The organism is Enterobacter pseudoroggenkampii (assembly GCF_026420145.1).
Lineage (GTDB): Bacteria > Pseudomonadota > Gammaproteobacteria > Enterobacterales > Enterobacteriaceae > Enterobacter > Enterobacter pseudoroggenkampii.
Map to the genome: position 1 here is coordinate 149,907 of NZ_JAPMLV010000004.1, position 15,509 is coordinate 165,415.

Annotated in this window: 13 protein-coding genes and 5 tRNA genes; 3 read left to right on the top strand and 15 right to left on the bottom strand. The window is 56.1% G+C overall.

What is annotated here, in order from left to right:
* Nucleotides 1-77 precede the first annotated feature (77 nt).
* The 3 genes from emrA to leuA all read left to right on the top strand — a co-directional run bounded on the left by emrA (nucleotide 78) and on the right by leuA (nucleotide 4,669).
* On the top strand, nucleotides 78-1,250 hold the full coding sequence (emrA, locus tag OTG14_RS17705; protein WP_029742047.1) for a multidrug efflux MFS transporter periplasmic adaptor subunit EmrA: 1,173 nt from the start codon (nucleotides 78-80) through the stop codon (nucleotides 1,248-1,250).
* Nucleotides 1,251-1,266: 16 nt separating this feature from the next.
* Nucleotides 1,267-2,814 carry a multidrug efflux MFS transporter permease subunit EmrB gene (emrB, locus tag OTG14_RS17710; RefSeq protein ID WP_024907690.1) on the top strand — a complete coding sequence of 516 codons (1,548 nt, stop codon included), beginning with the start codon at nucleotides 1,267-1,269 and terminating at the stop codon, nucleotides 2,812-2,814.
* Between the two features lie 199 nt (nucleotides 2,815-3,013).
* Nucleotides 3,014-4,669: a 2-isopropylmalate synthase gene (leuA, locus tag OTG14_RS17715; protein ID WP_267215530.1), complete on the top strand. Its 1,656-nt coding sequence runs from the start codon at nucleotides 3,014-3,016 to the stop codon at nucleotides 4,667-4,669.
* Here the strand turns inward: leuA and OTG14_RS17720 are convergent.
* The 15 genes from OTG14_RS17720 to pncC form a co-directional block, all read right to left on the bottom strand.
* Nucleotides 4,656-5,420, bottom strand: a complete 765-nt coding sequence (locus tag OTG14_RS17720) for an AraC family transcriptional regulator (RefSeq protein WP_148768590.1) — start codon at nucleotides 5,418-5,420, stop codon at nucleotides 4,656-4,658. The two genes, leuA and OTG14_RS17720, sit on opposite strands and share 14 nt — an antisense overlap.
* Before the next feature lie 49 nt (nucleotides 5,421-5,469).
* On the bottom strand, nucleotides 5,470-5,985 hold the full coding sequence (gene luxS, locus OTG14_RS17725) for an S-ribosylhomocysteine lyase (protein ID WP_024907693.1): 516 nt from the start codon (nucleotides 5,983-5,985) through the stop codon (nucleotides 5,470-5,472).
* Nucleotides 5,986-6,138: 153 nt separating this feature from the next.
* Nucleotides 6,139-7,683, bottom strand: coding sequence for a glutamate--cysteine ligase (gene gshA, locus OTG14_RS17730; RefSeq protein ID WP_267215531.1), 1,545 nt, complete (start codon nucleotides 7,681-7,683; stop codon nucleotides 6,139-6,141).
* An 83-nt stretch (nucleotides 7,684-7,766) separates the two neighbouring features.
* Entirely contained in the window at nucleotides 7,767-8,195 is a 429-nt protein-coding gene (locus OTG14_RS17735) for a YqaA family protein (protein ID WP_267215532.1), read from the bottom strand.
* The gene (yqaB, locus tag OTG14_RS17740) at nucleotides 8,192-8,758 is read right to left on the bottom strand and encodes a fructose-1-phosphate/6-phosphogluconate phosphatase (RefSeq protein ID WP_032648006.1); all 567 of its coding nucleotides are present in this window, start codon (nucleotides 8,756-8,758) and stop codon (nucleotides 8,192-8,194) included. Before yqaB ends, OTG14_RS17735 begins: the two co-directional genes overlap by 4 nt.
* Nucleotides 8,759-9,008: 250 nt before the next feature.
* Nucleotides 9,009-9,085 (bottom strand) — tRNA-Arg (locus OTG14_RS17745).
* A gap of 160 nt (nucleotides 9,086-9,245) precedes the next feature.
* Nucleotides 9,246-9,322 (bottom strand) — tRNA-Arg (locus tag OTG14_RS17750).
* 29 nt (nucleotides 9,323-9,351) lie between these two features.
* Nucleotides 9,352-9,428 (bottom strand) — tRNA-Arg (locus OTG14_RS17755).
* A 64-nt stretch (nucleotides 9,429-9,492) separates the two neighbouring features.
* Nucleotides 9,493-9,569: transfer RNA gene (locus OTG14_RS17760), tRNA-Arg, on the bottom strand.
* Between the two features lie 4 nt (nucleotides 9,570-9,573).
* Nucleotides 9,574-9,666: transfer RNA gene (locus OTG14_RS17765), tRNA-Ser, on the bottom strand.
* A gap of 342 nt (nucleotides 9,667-10,008) precedes the next feature.
* Nucleotides 10,009-10,194: a carbon storage regulator CsrA gene (csrA, locus tag OTG14_RS17770; protein WP_000906486.1), complete on the bottom strand. Its 186-nt coding sequence runs from the start codon at nucleotides 10,192-10,194 to the stop codon at nucleotides 10,009-10,011.
* Nucleotides 10,195-10,435: 241 nt separating this feature from the next.
* On the bottom strand, nucleotides 10,436-13,063 hold the full coding sequence (gene alaS / locus OTG14_RS17775) for an alanine--tRNA ligase (RefSeq protein WP_267215533.1): 2,628 nt from the start codon (nucleotides 13,061-13,063) through the stop codon (nucleotides 10,436-10,438).
* Nucleotides 13,064-13,194: 131 nt separating this feature from the next.
* Complete coding sequence (gene recX, locus OTG14_RS17780; protein WP_032640869.1) at nucleotides 13,195-13,695, bottom strand: recombination regulator RecX; 501 nt, start codon at nucleotides 13,693-13,695, stop codon at nucleotides 13,195-13,197.
* A gap of 68 nt (nucleotides 13,696-13,763) precedes the next feature.
* Nucleotides 13,764-14,822, bottom strand: coding sequence for a recombinase RecA (gene recA, locus OTG14_RS17785; RefSeq protein WP_024907698.1), 1,059 nt, complete (start codon nucleotides 14,820-14,822; stop codon nucleotides 13,764-13,766).
* Nucleotides 14,823-14,911: 89 nt separating this feature from the next.
* Nucleotides 14,912-15,409 (bottom strand): nicotinamide-nucleotide amidase, encoded by a 498-nt coding sequence (pncC, locus tag OTG14_RS17790; RefSeq protein ID WP_267215534.1) that lies wholly within the window; start codon nucleotides 15,407-15,409, stop codon nucleotides 14,912-14,914.
* Nucleotides 15,410-15,509 lie beyond the last annotated feature (100 nt).

The following is a 15,509-nucleotide window of genomic DNA, read 5'->3' on the forward strand; positions in this document are numbered from 1 at the left end:
GCACGTCACACTGCTGGCCTTTCTGACAACAGGTCGGCTCAGCCGATGTGAAAATAAGAAGATCGTGGAGAACTACAATGAGCGCAAATGCGGAGAGCACTACCCCGCAGCAGCCGGGCAACAAGAAAGGCAAACGTAAGAGCGCCCTTCTTCTGTTGACCTTGCTCTTTATCATTATTGCCGTGGCATATGGGATCTATTGGTTTTTAGTACTGCGTCATGCTGAAGAGACTGACGACGCGTACGTAGCAGGGAACCAGGTACAAATTATGGCGCAGGTGTCGGGCAGCGTGACGAAAGTCTGGGCTGACAATACCGACTTTGTGCAAAAAGGCGATGTGTTGGTTACCCTCGATCCAACCGACGCCCAGCAGGCGTTTGAAAAAGCACAGACCGCGCTGGCCTCCAGCGTCCGTCAGACCCGCCAGCTGATGATCAACAGCAAACAGCTGCAGGCCAACATCGACGTGCAGAAAACGGCACTGGCGCAGGCGCAGAGCGACCTGAACCGCCGCGTGCCGCTCGGCACGGCTAACCTGATTGGCCGTGAAGAGCTGCAGCACGCCCGCGATGCCGTGGCCAGCGCTCAGGCACAGCTGGATGTGGCCATTCAACAGTACAACGCCAACCAGGCGATGGTGCTGGGCACCAGCCTGGAAAACCAGCCCGCCGTTCAGCAGGCGGCGACCGAAGTGCGTAACGCGTGGCTTGCCCTGCAGCGTACTAAAATCGTCAGCCCGATGACCGGCTATGTCTCCCGTCGTTCCGTCCAGCCAGGGGCCCAGATTAGCCCAACCACGCCGCTGATGGCGGTCGTTCCGGCAGACAATCTGTGGGTAGATGCCAACTTTAAAGAGACGCAGCTTGCCCATATGCGTATCGGCCAGACCGCGACGGTTGTCAGCGACATCTACGGCGATGACGTGAAGTACACCGGGAAAGTGGTTGGTCTGGATATGGGGACCGGCAGCGCCTTCTCCCTGCTGCCTGCGCAAAACGCCACCGGTAACTGGATCAAAGTGGTTCAGCGTCTGCCTGTGCGTATTGAGCTGGATGCCAAACAGCTGGCGGATCACCCGCTGCGTATCGGCCTCTCTACGCTGGTGACGGTCGACACCGCCAACCGCGACGGTCAGATCCTGGCAAGCCAGGTTCGCAGCAGCCCGGCTTATGAAAGTAACGCCCGTGAAATTAGCCTCGATCCGGTCAACAAGCTGATCGATGACATCGTGAAGGCAAACGCCGGTTAATCCGAAGGTGAGCGTTATGCAACAGCAAAAGCCGCAAAAACCGCTGGAAGGGGCGCAGCTGGTCATCATGACCATTGCGCTCTCTCTTGCGACATTCATGCAGGTGCTGGACTCCACCATCGCGAACGTGGCGATCCCGACCATCGCCGGTAACCTTGGCTCGTCGCTGAGCCAGGGGACCTGGGTCATTACCTCGTTTGGGGTGGCAAACGCCATCTCCATTCCGATTACCGGCTGGCTGGCAAAGCGCGTCGGTGAAGTGAAGCTGTTCCTCTGGTCGACGGTATTGTTCGTTCTTGCCTCCTGGGCGTGCGGCATGTCCAGCAGCCTGACAATGCTGATATTCTTCCGCGTTATTCAGGGGATTGTCGCCGGGCCGTTGATTCCGCTGTCGCAGAGTTTACTGCTGAACAACTACCCGCCCGCCAAACGCTCAATTGCGCTGGCGCTGTGGTCAATGACCGTGATTGTCGCCCCGATTTGCGGGCCTATCTTAGGCGGCTATATCAGCGACAACTATCACTGGGGCTGGATCTTCTTCATCAACGTACCGATTGGCGCCATCGTGGTAATGCTGACGCTCCAGACGCTGCGCGGCAGAGAAACCAGGACGGAACAGCGGCGTATCGACGCCATTGGTCTGGCATTGCTGGTTATCGGCATCGGTAGCCTGCAGGTCATGCTCGACCAGGGCAAAGAGCTGGACTGGTTCAACTCCCGGGAGATCATCATCCTGACGATTGTCGCGGTGGTGTCGCTGAGCTTCCTGATTGTCTGGGAGCTGACGGACGATAACCCGATAGTCGACCTGTCGCTGTTTAAGTCGCGAAACTTCACCATTGGCTGTCTGTGTATCAGCCTCGCCTACATGCTCTACTTCGGCGCGATTGTACTGCTGCCGCAGCTGTTGCAGGAGGTATACGGCTACACCGCAACCTGGGCAGGTTTAGCCTCGGCGCCAGTTGGATTGATTCCGGTTCTGCTGTCGCCGATTATTGGTCGCTTCGCCCACAAGCTCGACATGCGCAGGCTGGTGACGTTCAGCTTTATCATGTACGCCGTGTGCTTCTACTGGCGCGCGTATACGTTCGAACCGGGAATGGACTTTGGCGCGTCCGCGTGGCCGCAGTTTATTCAGGGCTTTGCCGTGGCGTGTTTCTTTATGCCACTGACCACCATCACGCTTTCCGGTTTACCGCCTGAGCGCATGGCGGCGGCATCGAGCCTGTCGAACTTTACGCGAACGCTGGCGGGCTCGATTGGTACCTCGATCACCACCACCCTGTGGACTAACCGTGAATCGATGCACCATGCCCAGCTGACCGAAGCGGTGAACCCGTTCAACCCGAACTCCCGCGAAATGTACAACCAGCTTCAGGGAATGGGGATGACGGAGCAGCAGGCGTCAGGGTGGATTGCCCAGCAGATCACCAACCAGGGGCTGATTATCTCGGCCAACGAGATTTTCTGGATATCGGCAGGGATCTTTATCGTCCTGCTGGGGCTGGTGTGGTTTGCTAAACCACCGTTTGGCGCCGGTAGCGGCGGCGGTGGCGCGCACTAGTTCTGTGCACGAGTTGCCGGGTGGCGGCTGCGCCTTACCCGGCCTACGCTTACCGGGCCACCATTCGTAGGCCCGGTAAGCGCAGCGCCACCGGGCAACAATCGCCACCGTGTCCAGAACGCGACAGCCATTGTCAGTTCCGATAAAGCAGCGCGCCTGAAATCGATTCACGATAGTGAAAAGACAACAGGAGCGCATCATGCTGAACACACCCGCCGACAAGTACCAACCCTATCCGACCCTTTCCCTGCCCGACCGCCGCTGGCCGGAGCAACGCATCACTCGTGCGCCGCGCTGGCTCTCAACCGACCTGCGCGACGGCAACCAGGCGCTTGCCGAGCCTATGGACAGCACGCGCAAGCTGCAGTTCTGGGACCTGCTGCTGGGCTGCGGATTCAAAGAGATCGAGGTCGCTTTTCCTTCCGCCTCGCAGACGGATTTCAACTTTGTTCGTCAGCTGATTGAAGAAAACCGCATCCCGGATGACGTGACGATTCAGGTGCTCACTCAGGCACGGGAAGATCTCATCCATCGCACTTTTGAATCCCTGCGCGGCGCGAAGCAGGCCACCGTCCATCTCTACAACGCCACCGCCCCGCTGTTCCGCCGCCTGGTGTTCGGCATGGAGAAAGCGCAAGTCGTCGAGCTGGCGACGCGCGCCACGCGGCTTATTCGTCAGCTGTGTGAAGAGAACCCGGACACCCGCTGGCAGTATGAATACTCCCCGGAAACCTTCTGCTTTACCGAGCCAGAGTTTGCGCTGGAGATTTGTGAAGCCGTCGCGGAGATCTGGCAGCCGTGCGACGAACGGCCCATGGTGATCAACTTACCCGCCACCGTCGAAGTGAGCACGCCGAACGTCTATGCCGACCAGATCGAGTATTTCTGTCGCCACTTTAGCCGCCGCCGCGATGTCTGCATCAGCGTGCATCCGCATAATGACCGCGGTACCGGCGTCGCCTGCGCGGAGCTGGCCGTAATGGCGGGGGCTGACCGCGTGGAGGGCTGTCTGTTTGGTAACGGGGAACGTACGGGCAACGTCTGCCTGGTGACGCTGGCAATGAACCTCTACAGCCAGGGGGTTAGCCCGAATCTGGACTTTAGCGATATGAACCGGGTGGTGGAAGTGGTGGAAACCTGCAATCAGCTGCCGGTACATCCGCGCCACCCTTGGGCCGGGCGGCTGGCCTATACCGCCTTCTCCGGCTCGCATCAGGACGCGATCAAAAAAGGCTTTGATGCCCGCAGGCCTGGCGATCGCTGGGAGATGCCCTACCTGCCCGTCGATCCGCAGGATATTGGCTGCACCTACGAAGCAGTGATCCGCGTGAACAGCCAGTCAGGAAAAAGCGGCAGCGCGTGGCTGATCGAACAGAACCATGGTCTGAAGTTGCCCCGCGCCCTGCAGCAGGATTTTAGCCAGCACGTGCAGCAGGAAACCGATCGCCATGGAAAAGAGATGACGCAGAATGCGCTGTGGCAGCTGTTCCGCACCCGCTACGGCCTGGTGGCCACGCCGCACTATGCGCTGCAATCCTACCGCAGCGACAGCCAGCAGGACGGCCAGCTGCGTTTGACGGCCAGCGTCGTCACGCAGGGGGGAACGCGCCAGCTGGAAGGTCAGGGTAACGGTCTGCTCTCCGCCGCTGCTCAGGGCTTAAGCCGCTGGGTCAACGTCCCGTTCGTGATTAAGGATTATCACGAGCATACGTTAGGCGAACGCAGCGACAGCCGCTCGGTGGCCTACATCCGCTGCCTGTTCCAGGACGGCAGCAGCCGCTGGGGCGTGGGCATTGACAGCGACGTAGCGCGCGCGTCGCTTCAGGCGCTGTTTAATGCCGTCAGTCGTTCTTAAAGTAATCGCTGGGGGAGACGCCCATCACGCGGCGGAACATCGCCGTAAAGGCGCTGTGGCTGCCGTAGCCCAGATCCAGCGCCACGCGCAATACCGGCTGGCCCTGCGCCAGCCGCACTAAGGCTTCCAGCAGGCGCGCCCTTCTCAGCCACTCTCCGTAGCTTAATCCCGTCTGCTGCTGGAAATGGCGGTTCAGGGTGCGCTCGCTCATGTTCATCATGCTCGCAGCCTGCGCGCTGCTCCAGCTTTCACCCGGGCTTTGCCGGATTTGCAGGCACAGGCGACGTAACGCCTCACTTTCCGGCTCCGGCAGGTGAAACGGCAGCACCGGCATAGTGCGGATTTCATCGAGAATGAGCTCATAGACGCGCTCATCCCGGCTTCCGGGTGAGTACGATTCAGGTAAAGCAAGGGAGACGAGGATCAGTTCGCGCAGCAGCGGCGCGATCTGCACGATCTGGCAAGTGGCCGGGAGATCGGCCCGCGCCAGCGGATCGATAAACAGCGTTCGCGCCGCCACGTTGCCAGTGATGCGAAGCGAGTGGCGGGTCCCCGCCGGCAGCCAGACGCCGCGGCCTGGGGGCACAACCCAACAGCCCGATGCGGTATCCACCCGAACCACGCCGCTCAGTGTATGCAGCAGCTGCGCGCAGTCGTGCTCATGCCACGGCTCGCTGTCACCATGAGCGTAATCATGGGCGAACGGAACGAGGGGACGATGGGTAAAGGAGAAGGTTGCGGTTGTGGTCATGGAATTAAACAACCCTCCCCCTCTCCCTGAGGGAGAGGGAAAAGGTGCACTAGATGTGCAGTTCCTGCAGTTTTTCTTTTGGCAGGGCCAGCTCTTCGTTGCTGTTCACGCGAACATCACGCTCGATGATGTGACGCGCGATCTCCTGCGCTTCTTCCAGAGAGTGCATCTGGTAAGTACCGCACTGGTAAACGTTCAGCTCAGGGATCTGGTTCTGCTCTTTCACCTTCAGCACGTCCTGCATCGCCGCTTTCCAGGCATCCGCGACGCGCTTCTCATCAGGCACGCCAATCAGGCTCATGTAGAAACCGGTACGGCAGCCCATCGGAGAGATATCGATGATCTCAACGCCGTTGCCGTTCAGGTGGTCACGCATGAAGCCGGCGAACAGATGTTCCAGCGTATGAATGCCTTTCTCCGGCATCACTTCTTTGTTTGGCACGCAGAAACGCAGATCGAAGACGGTGATCGTGTCGCCGTGCGGGGTGTGCATGGTCTTCGCCACGCGGACTGCAGGTGCTTCCATACGGGTATGGTCGACAGTAAAGCTATCTAATAACGGCATACGTCACCTCCGATAGTGATTTTTTTTAAAATAAACTGAACTCTTCTACAGAATGCGCGTCTGAGTATATGAAAGACGCGCATTTGTTATCATCATCCCTGAATTCAGAGATGTATATTTTGGCCACAGCGATGTGGCCTTTTTCTTTTCTGCTTAAGCCTGCTTCGCCAGAAACGCCTCAAACGACTCGGTATCCGCCGCTTCAACCTCTTTCTGACGCACAACGGACGCATCGCGTTCCGCTACAAAATCCGCTTCGCTCAGGATTTCTAACGGCTCCTGGATCAGCATCTCACGGTACTCCGCCGAGAGTGAACGCCCCGTACCACCAATGCCCTGATCAATCATAGAACGCAGAATGCGTGCTGAGAACGTCAGTTCCGGGTTATCAAAGCATTCCACCAGCTGGTCGCAGATCAGTTGATACGCCTCTCCGCCGTCGATGCTGTCCATTGTCCGGGCAACACGCTTCAGATCACGGAACAGATCTTTGCCGACTGTGGTCAGCGGGAACTGTGCCGTTTCGCAGCCGATACCCAGCGTCAGACCCGGTTTACGCCCTTCCAGAATCACGCGGTTCCAGTTTGTACGGGTACAGAGCAGTTCGTCTGAACTCATTTCCGGCGCATCCGCCAGCACGCACCAGACCATAAACAGATCCAGGAAGCGAATCTGCTGTTCATCAACGCCAATCGGTGAGAACGGGTTGATATCCAGCGAGCGCACTTCAATGTATTCAATCCCGCCGCGCAGCAGCGCATCCGACGGTGTTTCACCGCTGCGGGTTACGCGCTTAGGACGAATAGGCGCATACAGCTCGTTTTCAATCTGCAGCACATTGCTGTTGATTTGCAGGCGCTTGCCGTCTTTTTCGAGGCCGATTTTCTCGTACTCTTCCGACGGGGTTTTGATCGCCCGCTTCAATCCTGCCACATATTCGTGCAATTCGTTAAACGTAATACCGAGATTGCTTTGCGATTTATTGGTATAACCGAGATCGCTCAGGCGCAGAGAGGTGGCGTACGGGAGATAGTACATTCCGCAGTCGGTCTTCTCGAACGGCAGCGTGGTCGGTTTCCCCTGCAGGAACGAAGAACAGATCGCCGGGGAGGCACCAAACAGATACGGGATCACCCAGCCGAAACGGTAGTAGTTGCGGATCAGGCGGAAGTAGCCTTCAGAGATCGCGTCTTTATCCGTTTCACCACATTTCGCCTGCCAGAAAGCCATCGGCAACGAGAAGTTGTAGTGCACGCCAGAGATGGTCTGCATCAACGCGCCGTAGCGGTTTTTCAGCCCTTCACGGTAGAGCGTTTTCAGCCGACCAATATTTGACGTGCCGTACTGCGCAAGCTCAATCTCCTGCCCCCGCTCGATATAGCACGGCATGCTGAGGGGCCACATACGTTCGTCGCCCATGTTGCGCGCGGTGTAGCGATGGATATCGCGCATGATCGTCAGCATATGATCAATATCACCCTCTACTGGGGTGATGAACTCCAGCAGCGCTTCAGCGAAATCGGTTGTGATCCATTTATGTGTCAGCGCCGAGCCTAACGCCTTCGGGTGACCCGTCGTCGCTAAACTGCCGTCCGCGTTAACGCGCAGCGTTTCACGCTCAAGACCACGCTGAATACCCTTCAATACCTGAGGGTGGTTTTCCAGCCAGGCCAGCGCCTGAGATACGTCCGGGATCAAATTGACCTCCCGCCTGTCAAAGTAATGTTACTCAGCATAATTGTAATGGTTGACGATTGAAGGTCGCGTATTCATTCCACCAATTAGTGCCACCACGTCATACCCTGTAGTGTTGCCCACGCCACGAGAACATAGCGCAACGCCTTGCCAAGGCACAAAAAAAAGAGCACCGGTCCCCAGGAGATGCGCATCCATCCCGCCAGCAGACACAGTAAATCGCCTATTACAGGCATCCAGCTTAATAACAGCGTGGCAGCGCCATAGCGTTTTAGCCAGCCGACTGCCTTTTCCTGCCAGCGCGATTTTTCGCGCAGCGGAAAGAAACGCCCAAGAATAACGTTAGTCAGCCCTCCAAGGCTATTACCCATTGTTGCTATTAATACAAGCAGCCAGGGCTGACTCACGCCGGACGACAGCATCGCCACCAGCACCACTTCCGAATTGCCCGGTAACAGCGTGGCGCTTAAAAAACTGCTGGCGAATAATGAGGCGAGTGACAGTGCGTCACTCACAGTAAGCGCACATCCACCGCATCCATTCCGGCATCACGCGCGGCCTGGATACCAAAATCGGCATCTTCAAACACAACACATTTTGCCGCAGGGACGCCCATTAATTCTGCGCAGAGCAGGAAGGTGTCCGGTGCGGGCTTGTGATGTTTAACATGATCGGCGGCGACCACGGCAGAAAAATAGTGGCGCAGGCCAAGATGGTTGAGTAATGCCTCTGCAATCGCGCTTTCGCTGCCCGTTCCTACCGACATCGGGCGACGCCCGTGCCACTCTTTTACCACATCAATCAGCGGCAAAGGACGTACGGTATCTAAGAGCATGGCTTTTACCGCATCGGTTTTTTCGCGTGCGAGCAGGTGCGGGTCGAGATCGGCCTGATTCAGTTCAATCACGGCCTGTGCAATACGCCAGGTTGGGGAGCCGTTGAGGGCGATCATCGCCTGAAGGTCGAAACGCATACCGTAGCGGCCCAGGACGTCGGTCCAGGCTTGACGATGCGTGGGTTCGGTATCCAGAAGAGTACCATCCATATCGAAGATCAAACCGTCATACTGTGCGTACATCGTGCTCTCACTAACCGATTAACAAAGCATTACTTTATCGTAAATGGTGGTTTTTGTCGCTGACAGAGATTGTGATTGCTGACGGAACGTCGAAGGAATAAACAAAGAAGGAGAAGATGGTGCATCCGGGAGGATTACTCGGCTTACGCCTCGCCCTGCGGGCCGTTGCTAAAGCAACGTTATCCTCCCTAGTGCTTGCGATTAACTCGCAGACCTTAAAACAACAGCATCGCTGTTATCCAGGAGAATATGGTGCATCCGGGAGGATTCGAACCTCCGACCGCTCGGTTCGTAGCCGAGTACTCTATCCAGCTGAGCTACGGATGCATCGGGAAATGCTTTTAGAAACAGTAAATGGTGCATCCGGGAGGATTACTCGGCTGCGCCTCGCCCTTCGGGCCGTTGCTAAAGCAACGTTATCCTCCCTGGTGCTTGCGATTAACCCGCAGACCTTGAAACAACAGCGTGGCTATTATCTCGGAGAATATGGTGCATCCGGGAGGATTCGAACCTCCGACCGCTCGGTTCGTAGCCGAGTACTCTATCCAGCTGAGCTACGGATGCATCAGGGTACTGCTTTCAGAAATAGTAAATGGTGCATCCGGGAGGATTCGAACCTCCGACCGCTCGGTTCGTAGCCGAGTACTCTATCCAGCTGAGCTACGGATGCATCGGGATTTACTACTGTACTGCTCGATATTCATATCACTTCTAAAGCAATATGAAGTAATAGATGGTGCATCCGGGAGGATTCGAACCTCCGACCGCTCGGTTCGTAGCCGAGTACTCTATCCAGCTGAGCTACGGATGCAAAATGGCGGTGAGGCGGGGATTCGAACCCCGGATGCAGCTTTTGACCGCATACTCCCTTAGCAGGGGAGCGCCTTCAGCCTCTCGGCCACCTCACCACACAACGCTTCTTTCGAGTGCTTCGAGTTACTCGTTAAGAGCTTCTCGTCGCTGCGTGGCGCATATATTACTTTCTGGGACTTATAAGTCAAACAATTTTCCAAAAGCTTTTATCGTTTGCACAAATCACACGCAATTCGCATGTAAAAGCCGCAAAGAGGGTGTTTTATAAGCGGATTTTGCAGGCATCTTCACAGAAAACCTATGCAGAAATGGCGGCGTAAGGGCGAGTTTAGGGTAACGGAGTGGTTAAAAAGAGAGCGTTTGAAATTAAACGGTAACGTTGAGCAGGAAAAATGACAGGAGGGTTGCGTCTCGCCCGACAGCGAGACGCGACAATATCAGTAACTGGACTGCTGGGATTTTTCAGCCTGGATACGCTGGTAGATCTCTTCACGGTGGACAGATACTTCTTTAGGAGCGTTAACACCAATACGTACCTGGTTACCCTTTACCCCTAAAACTGTCACGGTGACCTCATCCCCAATCATGAGGGTCTCACCAACTCGACGAGTCAGAATCAGCATTCTTTGCTCCTTGAAAGATTAAAAGAGTCGGGTCTCTTGTATCCCGGCATTATCCATCATATAACGCCAAAAAGTAAGCGATGACAAACACGTAAAGTGTAAGCAGTCACGGCATCACATTCTGTTAAACGTAAGTTTAGCCGATATACACAAACTCAACCTGACTTTATCGTTATCGATAGCACAGTGAACAAGACGCCATAACGTTACCGCTATGGCGTCTGTTTGTGCTTTGTAGTTATTACAGTTTCGCGCTTACCCAGCTTTCAACGCTGGCCAAAGCTTGCGGGAGTGCCGCCGCATCCGTACCACCGGCTTGCGCCATGTCCGGACGACCGCCACCCTTGCCGCCCACCTGCTGAGCGACCATACCAATCAGTTCCCCTGCTTTTACGCGGTCAGTCACATCCTTAGAGACGCCCGCAATCAGAGAAACCTTACCTTCTGCCACTGTCGCCAGCACGATAACGGTAGAACCAAGCTGGTTCTTGAGATCGTCGACCATAGTACGCAGCATCTTAGGCTCAACGCCCGCCAGATCGCTGACCAGCAGTTTGACGCCCTTAATGTCTACAGCCTTGCTGGAGAGGTTTGCACTCTCCTGCGCCGCAGCCTGCTCTTTCAGCTGCTGCAACTCTTTTTCCAGCTGACGCGTGCGATCCAGCGCAACGCGCACTTTCTCGCCCAGGTTCTGGCTATCGCCCTTCAGCAGCTGCGCGATGTCGTGCAGCTGATCGCTCTGGGCATGCAGACTGGCAATCGCACCTTCACCGGTTACCGCTTCAATACGACGCACGCCTGCCGCCGTACCCGACTCGGAAACAATGCGGAACAGGCCAATGTCACCGGTGCGCGAGGCGTGCGTACCGCCGCACAGCTCGGTAGAGAAGTCGCCCATGCTCAGCACGCGAACGCGCTCGTCATATTTCTCGCCAAACAGCGCCATCGCACCTTTTTTCTTCGCGTCCTCGAGATCCATGACATGGGTCTCGATTGGCAGGTTGCGACGGATCTGCGCGTTCACCAGATCTTCCACCGCGCGGATTTCAGACGGTTTCATCGCTTCAAAATGCGAGAAGTCGAAACGCAGCACTTTGTCGTTAACCAGAGAACCTTTCTGTGCAACGTGAGTACCGAGTACGTCGCGCAGGGCAGCGTGCATCAGGTGGGTTGCTGAGTGGTTCAGACGAATGCGCGCGCGGCGAGCTTCATCCACGTTAGCCTGTACGCCCTCGCCCACTTTCAGAGAACCGGAAACCAGTTTGCCCTGGTGACCAATCGCCTGACCGTATTTCTGGGTGTCGCTGACGCTGAAGCTGAAACCATTGCCTTTCAGTTCGCCTTTATCGCCAACCTGACCGCCGGATTCCGCATAGAACGGCGTTTTGTCCAGAATGACCACCGCATCCTGACCCGCGCTGATGCTCTCTACGGCTTTACCGTCAACAAACAGAGCGGTCACTTTGCCGGTCAGTTCCAGCGCCTCATAACCTTTGAATTCTGACGCGCTATCAACGCGGATCATCGCGTTGTAGTCCGCACCGAAACCGCTGGATTCACGCGCGCGACGACGCTGCTCTTCCATCGCGGCTTCGAAGCCCGCTTCGTCAACTTTGATGTTGCGCTCGCGGCAAACGTCCGCCGTCAGGTCAACCGGGAAGCCGTAGGTGTCGTACAGGCGGAAAGCGGTTTCGCCATCCAGCGTGTCGCCCTTAAGTTTCGCCAGCTCTTCGTCCAACAGCGCCAGACCGCGCTCCAGCGTACGCGCAAACTGCTCTTCTTCGGTTTTCAGAACCTGCTCTACCTGCGCCTGCTGGCGTTTCAGCTCATCACCGGCCGCACCCATCACGCCAATCAGTGGCCCAACGAGTTTATAGAAGAAGGTGTCCTTCGCGCCCAGCATGTTGCCGTGACGGATGGCACGACGAATGATACGACGCAGCACGTAGCCACGGTTTTCATTCGACGGGATAACGCCGTCGGCAATCAGGAACGCGCAGGAACGAATGTGGTCTGCGATAACGCGCAGCGATTTGTTGTTCAGATCGGTCGCACCGGTCACTTCGGCAACGGCTTTGATCAGAGTGCTGAACAGGTCAATCTCATAGTTGGAGTTAACGTGCTGCAGTACCGCGGCAATTCGCTCCAGACCCATACCGGTATCAACGGAAGGTTTCGGCAGCGGCTCCATCGTACCGTCGGCCTGACGGTTGAACTGCATGAAGACGATGTTCCAGATCTCAATGTAGCGATCGCCGTCTTCTTCCGGGCTGCCTGGAGGGCCGCCCCAGATGTGGTCGCCGTGATCGTAGAAGATCTCGGTGCACGGGCCGCAAGGACCGGTATCACCCATCTGCCAGAAGTTGTCAGACGCGTATGGTGCGCCTTTGTTATCACCGATGCGAATAATGCGCTCGCGCGGGATCCCGACTTCTTTTTCCCAGATTTCGTAGGCTTCGTCATCGGTTTCATAGACGGTAACCCACAGACGCTCTTTCGGCAGGTTGAACCAGTTTTCACCGGTCAGCAGTTCCCACGCATATTGAATGGCATCGTGTTTGAAGTAGTCGCCGAAGCTGAAGTTACCCAGCATTTCGAAGAAGGTGTGGTGACGCGCGGTGTAACCGACGTTTTCCAGGTCGTTGTGTTTACCGCCCGCACGCACGCAACGCTGTGAGGTTGTGGCGCGGGAATAATTACGCTTGTCGAGACCAAGGAACACATCCTTGAACTGGTTCATCCCGGCGTTGGTAAACAGCAGAGTCGGATCGTTGTTCGGTACCAGGGAGCTGCTGGCAACAACCTGGTGTCCCTTACTATGGAAAAAATCGAGAAACGCCTGACGGATCTCAGCGGTGCTCTTGCTCATAATTATCCTGAAATCAAGCTAACGAAATGTCGTAGCCAGCCTGTATCGGTAAACCGTTGGACAGACCAGCTACTGGAAAAAGTGGGAATAAGATAAGTTTTCTTTAGTGGGAAGTAAAATCCCGCATGCGTTCAATCGGCAAAATTACGCCAGATATCCTGAATATCTTCCATCAGAAAGCCGCGGTAGAGCAAAAAGCGCTGGATTTTGACTTTTTCTGAAAATTCACGCGGCAGCGGTTCGCCGTACTTACGAATGGCCTGCTCTTTTGCCAGCTCGCACCAGTCAATGTCGCATTCGCGCATCGCTTTTTCGATGGACTCCCGGGCCACCCCTTTCTGGTTTAGCTCCTGCCGGATGCGCGCGGGCCCGTATCCCTTGCGGCCACGGCTGGCGAGAAACCGCGAGGCAAAACGCTCGTCATCAAGATAGCGATGCTCATAGCACCATGCGATGACGCGGTCATAATCTTCCGCAGTGGCATCAATCTCTTCCGGGCCGTTTTTACTCATCACCGGTGCCGACAGTTTTCGCCGCAGCTCCTGTTCACTGTGGTCACGAACGGCCAGGATGCGCACCGCGCGATCCAGTAGGCGTGCATACGCGGGTCGACGTGTTGTCGGTTCACTCATAAAAAACCTGCTGATTCAGAAATGCAAAAAGGGCCGCATCAGCAGCCCTTCATTGTTAAACGAAAGAATTAAAAGTCTTCGTTAGTTTCTTCAGCATCCGCGCTATCAACCGCGAAATCTGGCGTGGAGTCCTGGTTGTTCAGCAGAAGCTCACGTACCTTCTTCTCGATCTCTTTCGCCGCAGCCGGGTTCTCTTTCAGCCAGGAGATGGCATTCGCTTTACCCTGACCAATCTTGTCACCGTTGTAGCTGTACCAGGCGCCCGCTTTTTCAATCAGCTTCTCTTTCACGCCCAGGTCAACCAGCTCACCGAAGAAGTTGATCCCTTCGCCGTAGAGGATCTGGAACTCAGCCTGCTTGAACGGCGCAGCGATTTTGTTCTTCACAACCTTCACGCGGGTTTCGCTACCCACCACGTTCTCGCCCTCTTTCACCGCGCCGATACGGCGGATATCCAGACGGACAGAGGCGTAGAATTTCAGTGCGTTACCCCCGGTAGTCGTTTCCGGGTTACCGAACATCACACCAATTTTCATACGGATCTGGTTGATGAAGATCAGCAGCGTGTTGGACTGCTTCAGGTTACCGGCCAGCTTACGCATCGCCTGGCTCATCATACGTGCCGCGAGGCCCATGTGAGAGTCGCCGATTTCACCTTCGATTTCGGCTTTTGGCGTCAGTGCGGCAACGGAGTCGACCACGATAACGTCAACGGCACCAGAACGCGCCAGCGCGTCACAAATTTCCAGCGCCTGCTCACCGGTGTCCGGCTGAGAACACAGCAGGTTGTCGATATCTACACCCAGCTTACGGGCATAAACAGGGTCCAGCGCGTGCTCGGCATCGATAAACGCACAGGTTTTACCTTCGCGCTGTGCCGCGGCAATCACCTGCAGCGTCAGGGTGGTTTTACCGGAGGACTCTGGCCCGTAGATTTCTACGATACGGCCCATAGGCAGACCGCCAGCGCCCAGCGCGATATCCAGAGAAAGCGAACCGGTGGAGATGGTTTCCACATCCATGGAACGGTCTTCACCCAGGCGCATGATGGAGCCTTTACCGAATTGCTTTTCGATCTGGCCCAGTGCTGCCGCCAACGCTTTCTGTTTGTTTTCGTCGATAGCCATTATTACTCCTGTCATGCCGGGAGAAGCGACTGTGCTTCACCGTGGATTTCTGTTCTGTTGGTGCAATTATACTGTATGGTCATACAGTATCAAGTGTTTTGTAGAAATTGTTGCCAGAGCGTTTTTAACGCATAAACGGTTGCCTGACGACGCACGCTTTCGCGATCGCCGCTGAAGCACTCCCGGCGGGTGATCCCTTCCCCTTTGGACGTGGCGAACCCAAACCAGACGGTGCCAACAGGCTTCACGTCGCTGCCGCCGTCCGGGCCCGCAATGCCGCTAATGGAAATCGCGTAATCGGCCCGCGCCGCTTTGAGCGCACCAATGGCCATCTCGATCACCACCGGTTCGCTGACCGCGCCATGCTGTTCCAGCGTGGATTCGCGCACGCCAATCATCTGTGCTTTAGCTTCGTTACTGTAGGTCACAAAACCGCGTTCAAACCAGGCGGAACTGCCGGCAATATCGGTAATAGCTTTCGCCACCCAGCCGCCGGTGCAGGACTCCGCAGTGGTGATTGTCGCGCCACGCTGCTTCAGCGCAAGGCCCACTATCTCGCTAAGCTGCATCAATTCATGGTTAGTCATTCTCGCTCCAGGCATCAGAAAAACGTGCTGCACAAGATAGCACTTTCTCGTCAGATGTGGGGATGCACTTCAGGTTTTACGAGGGGGCTTCAGAAAAAAG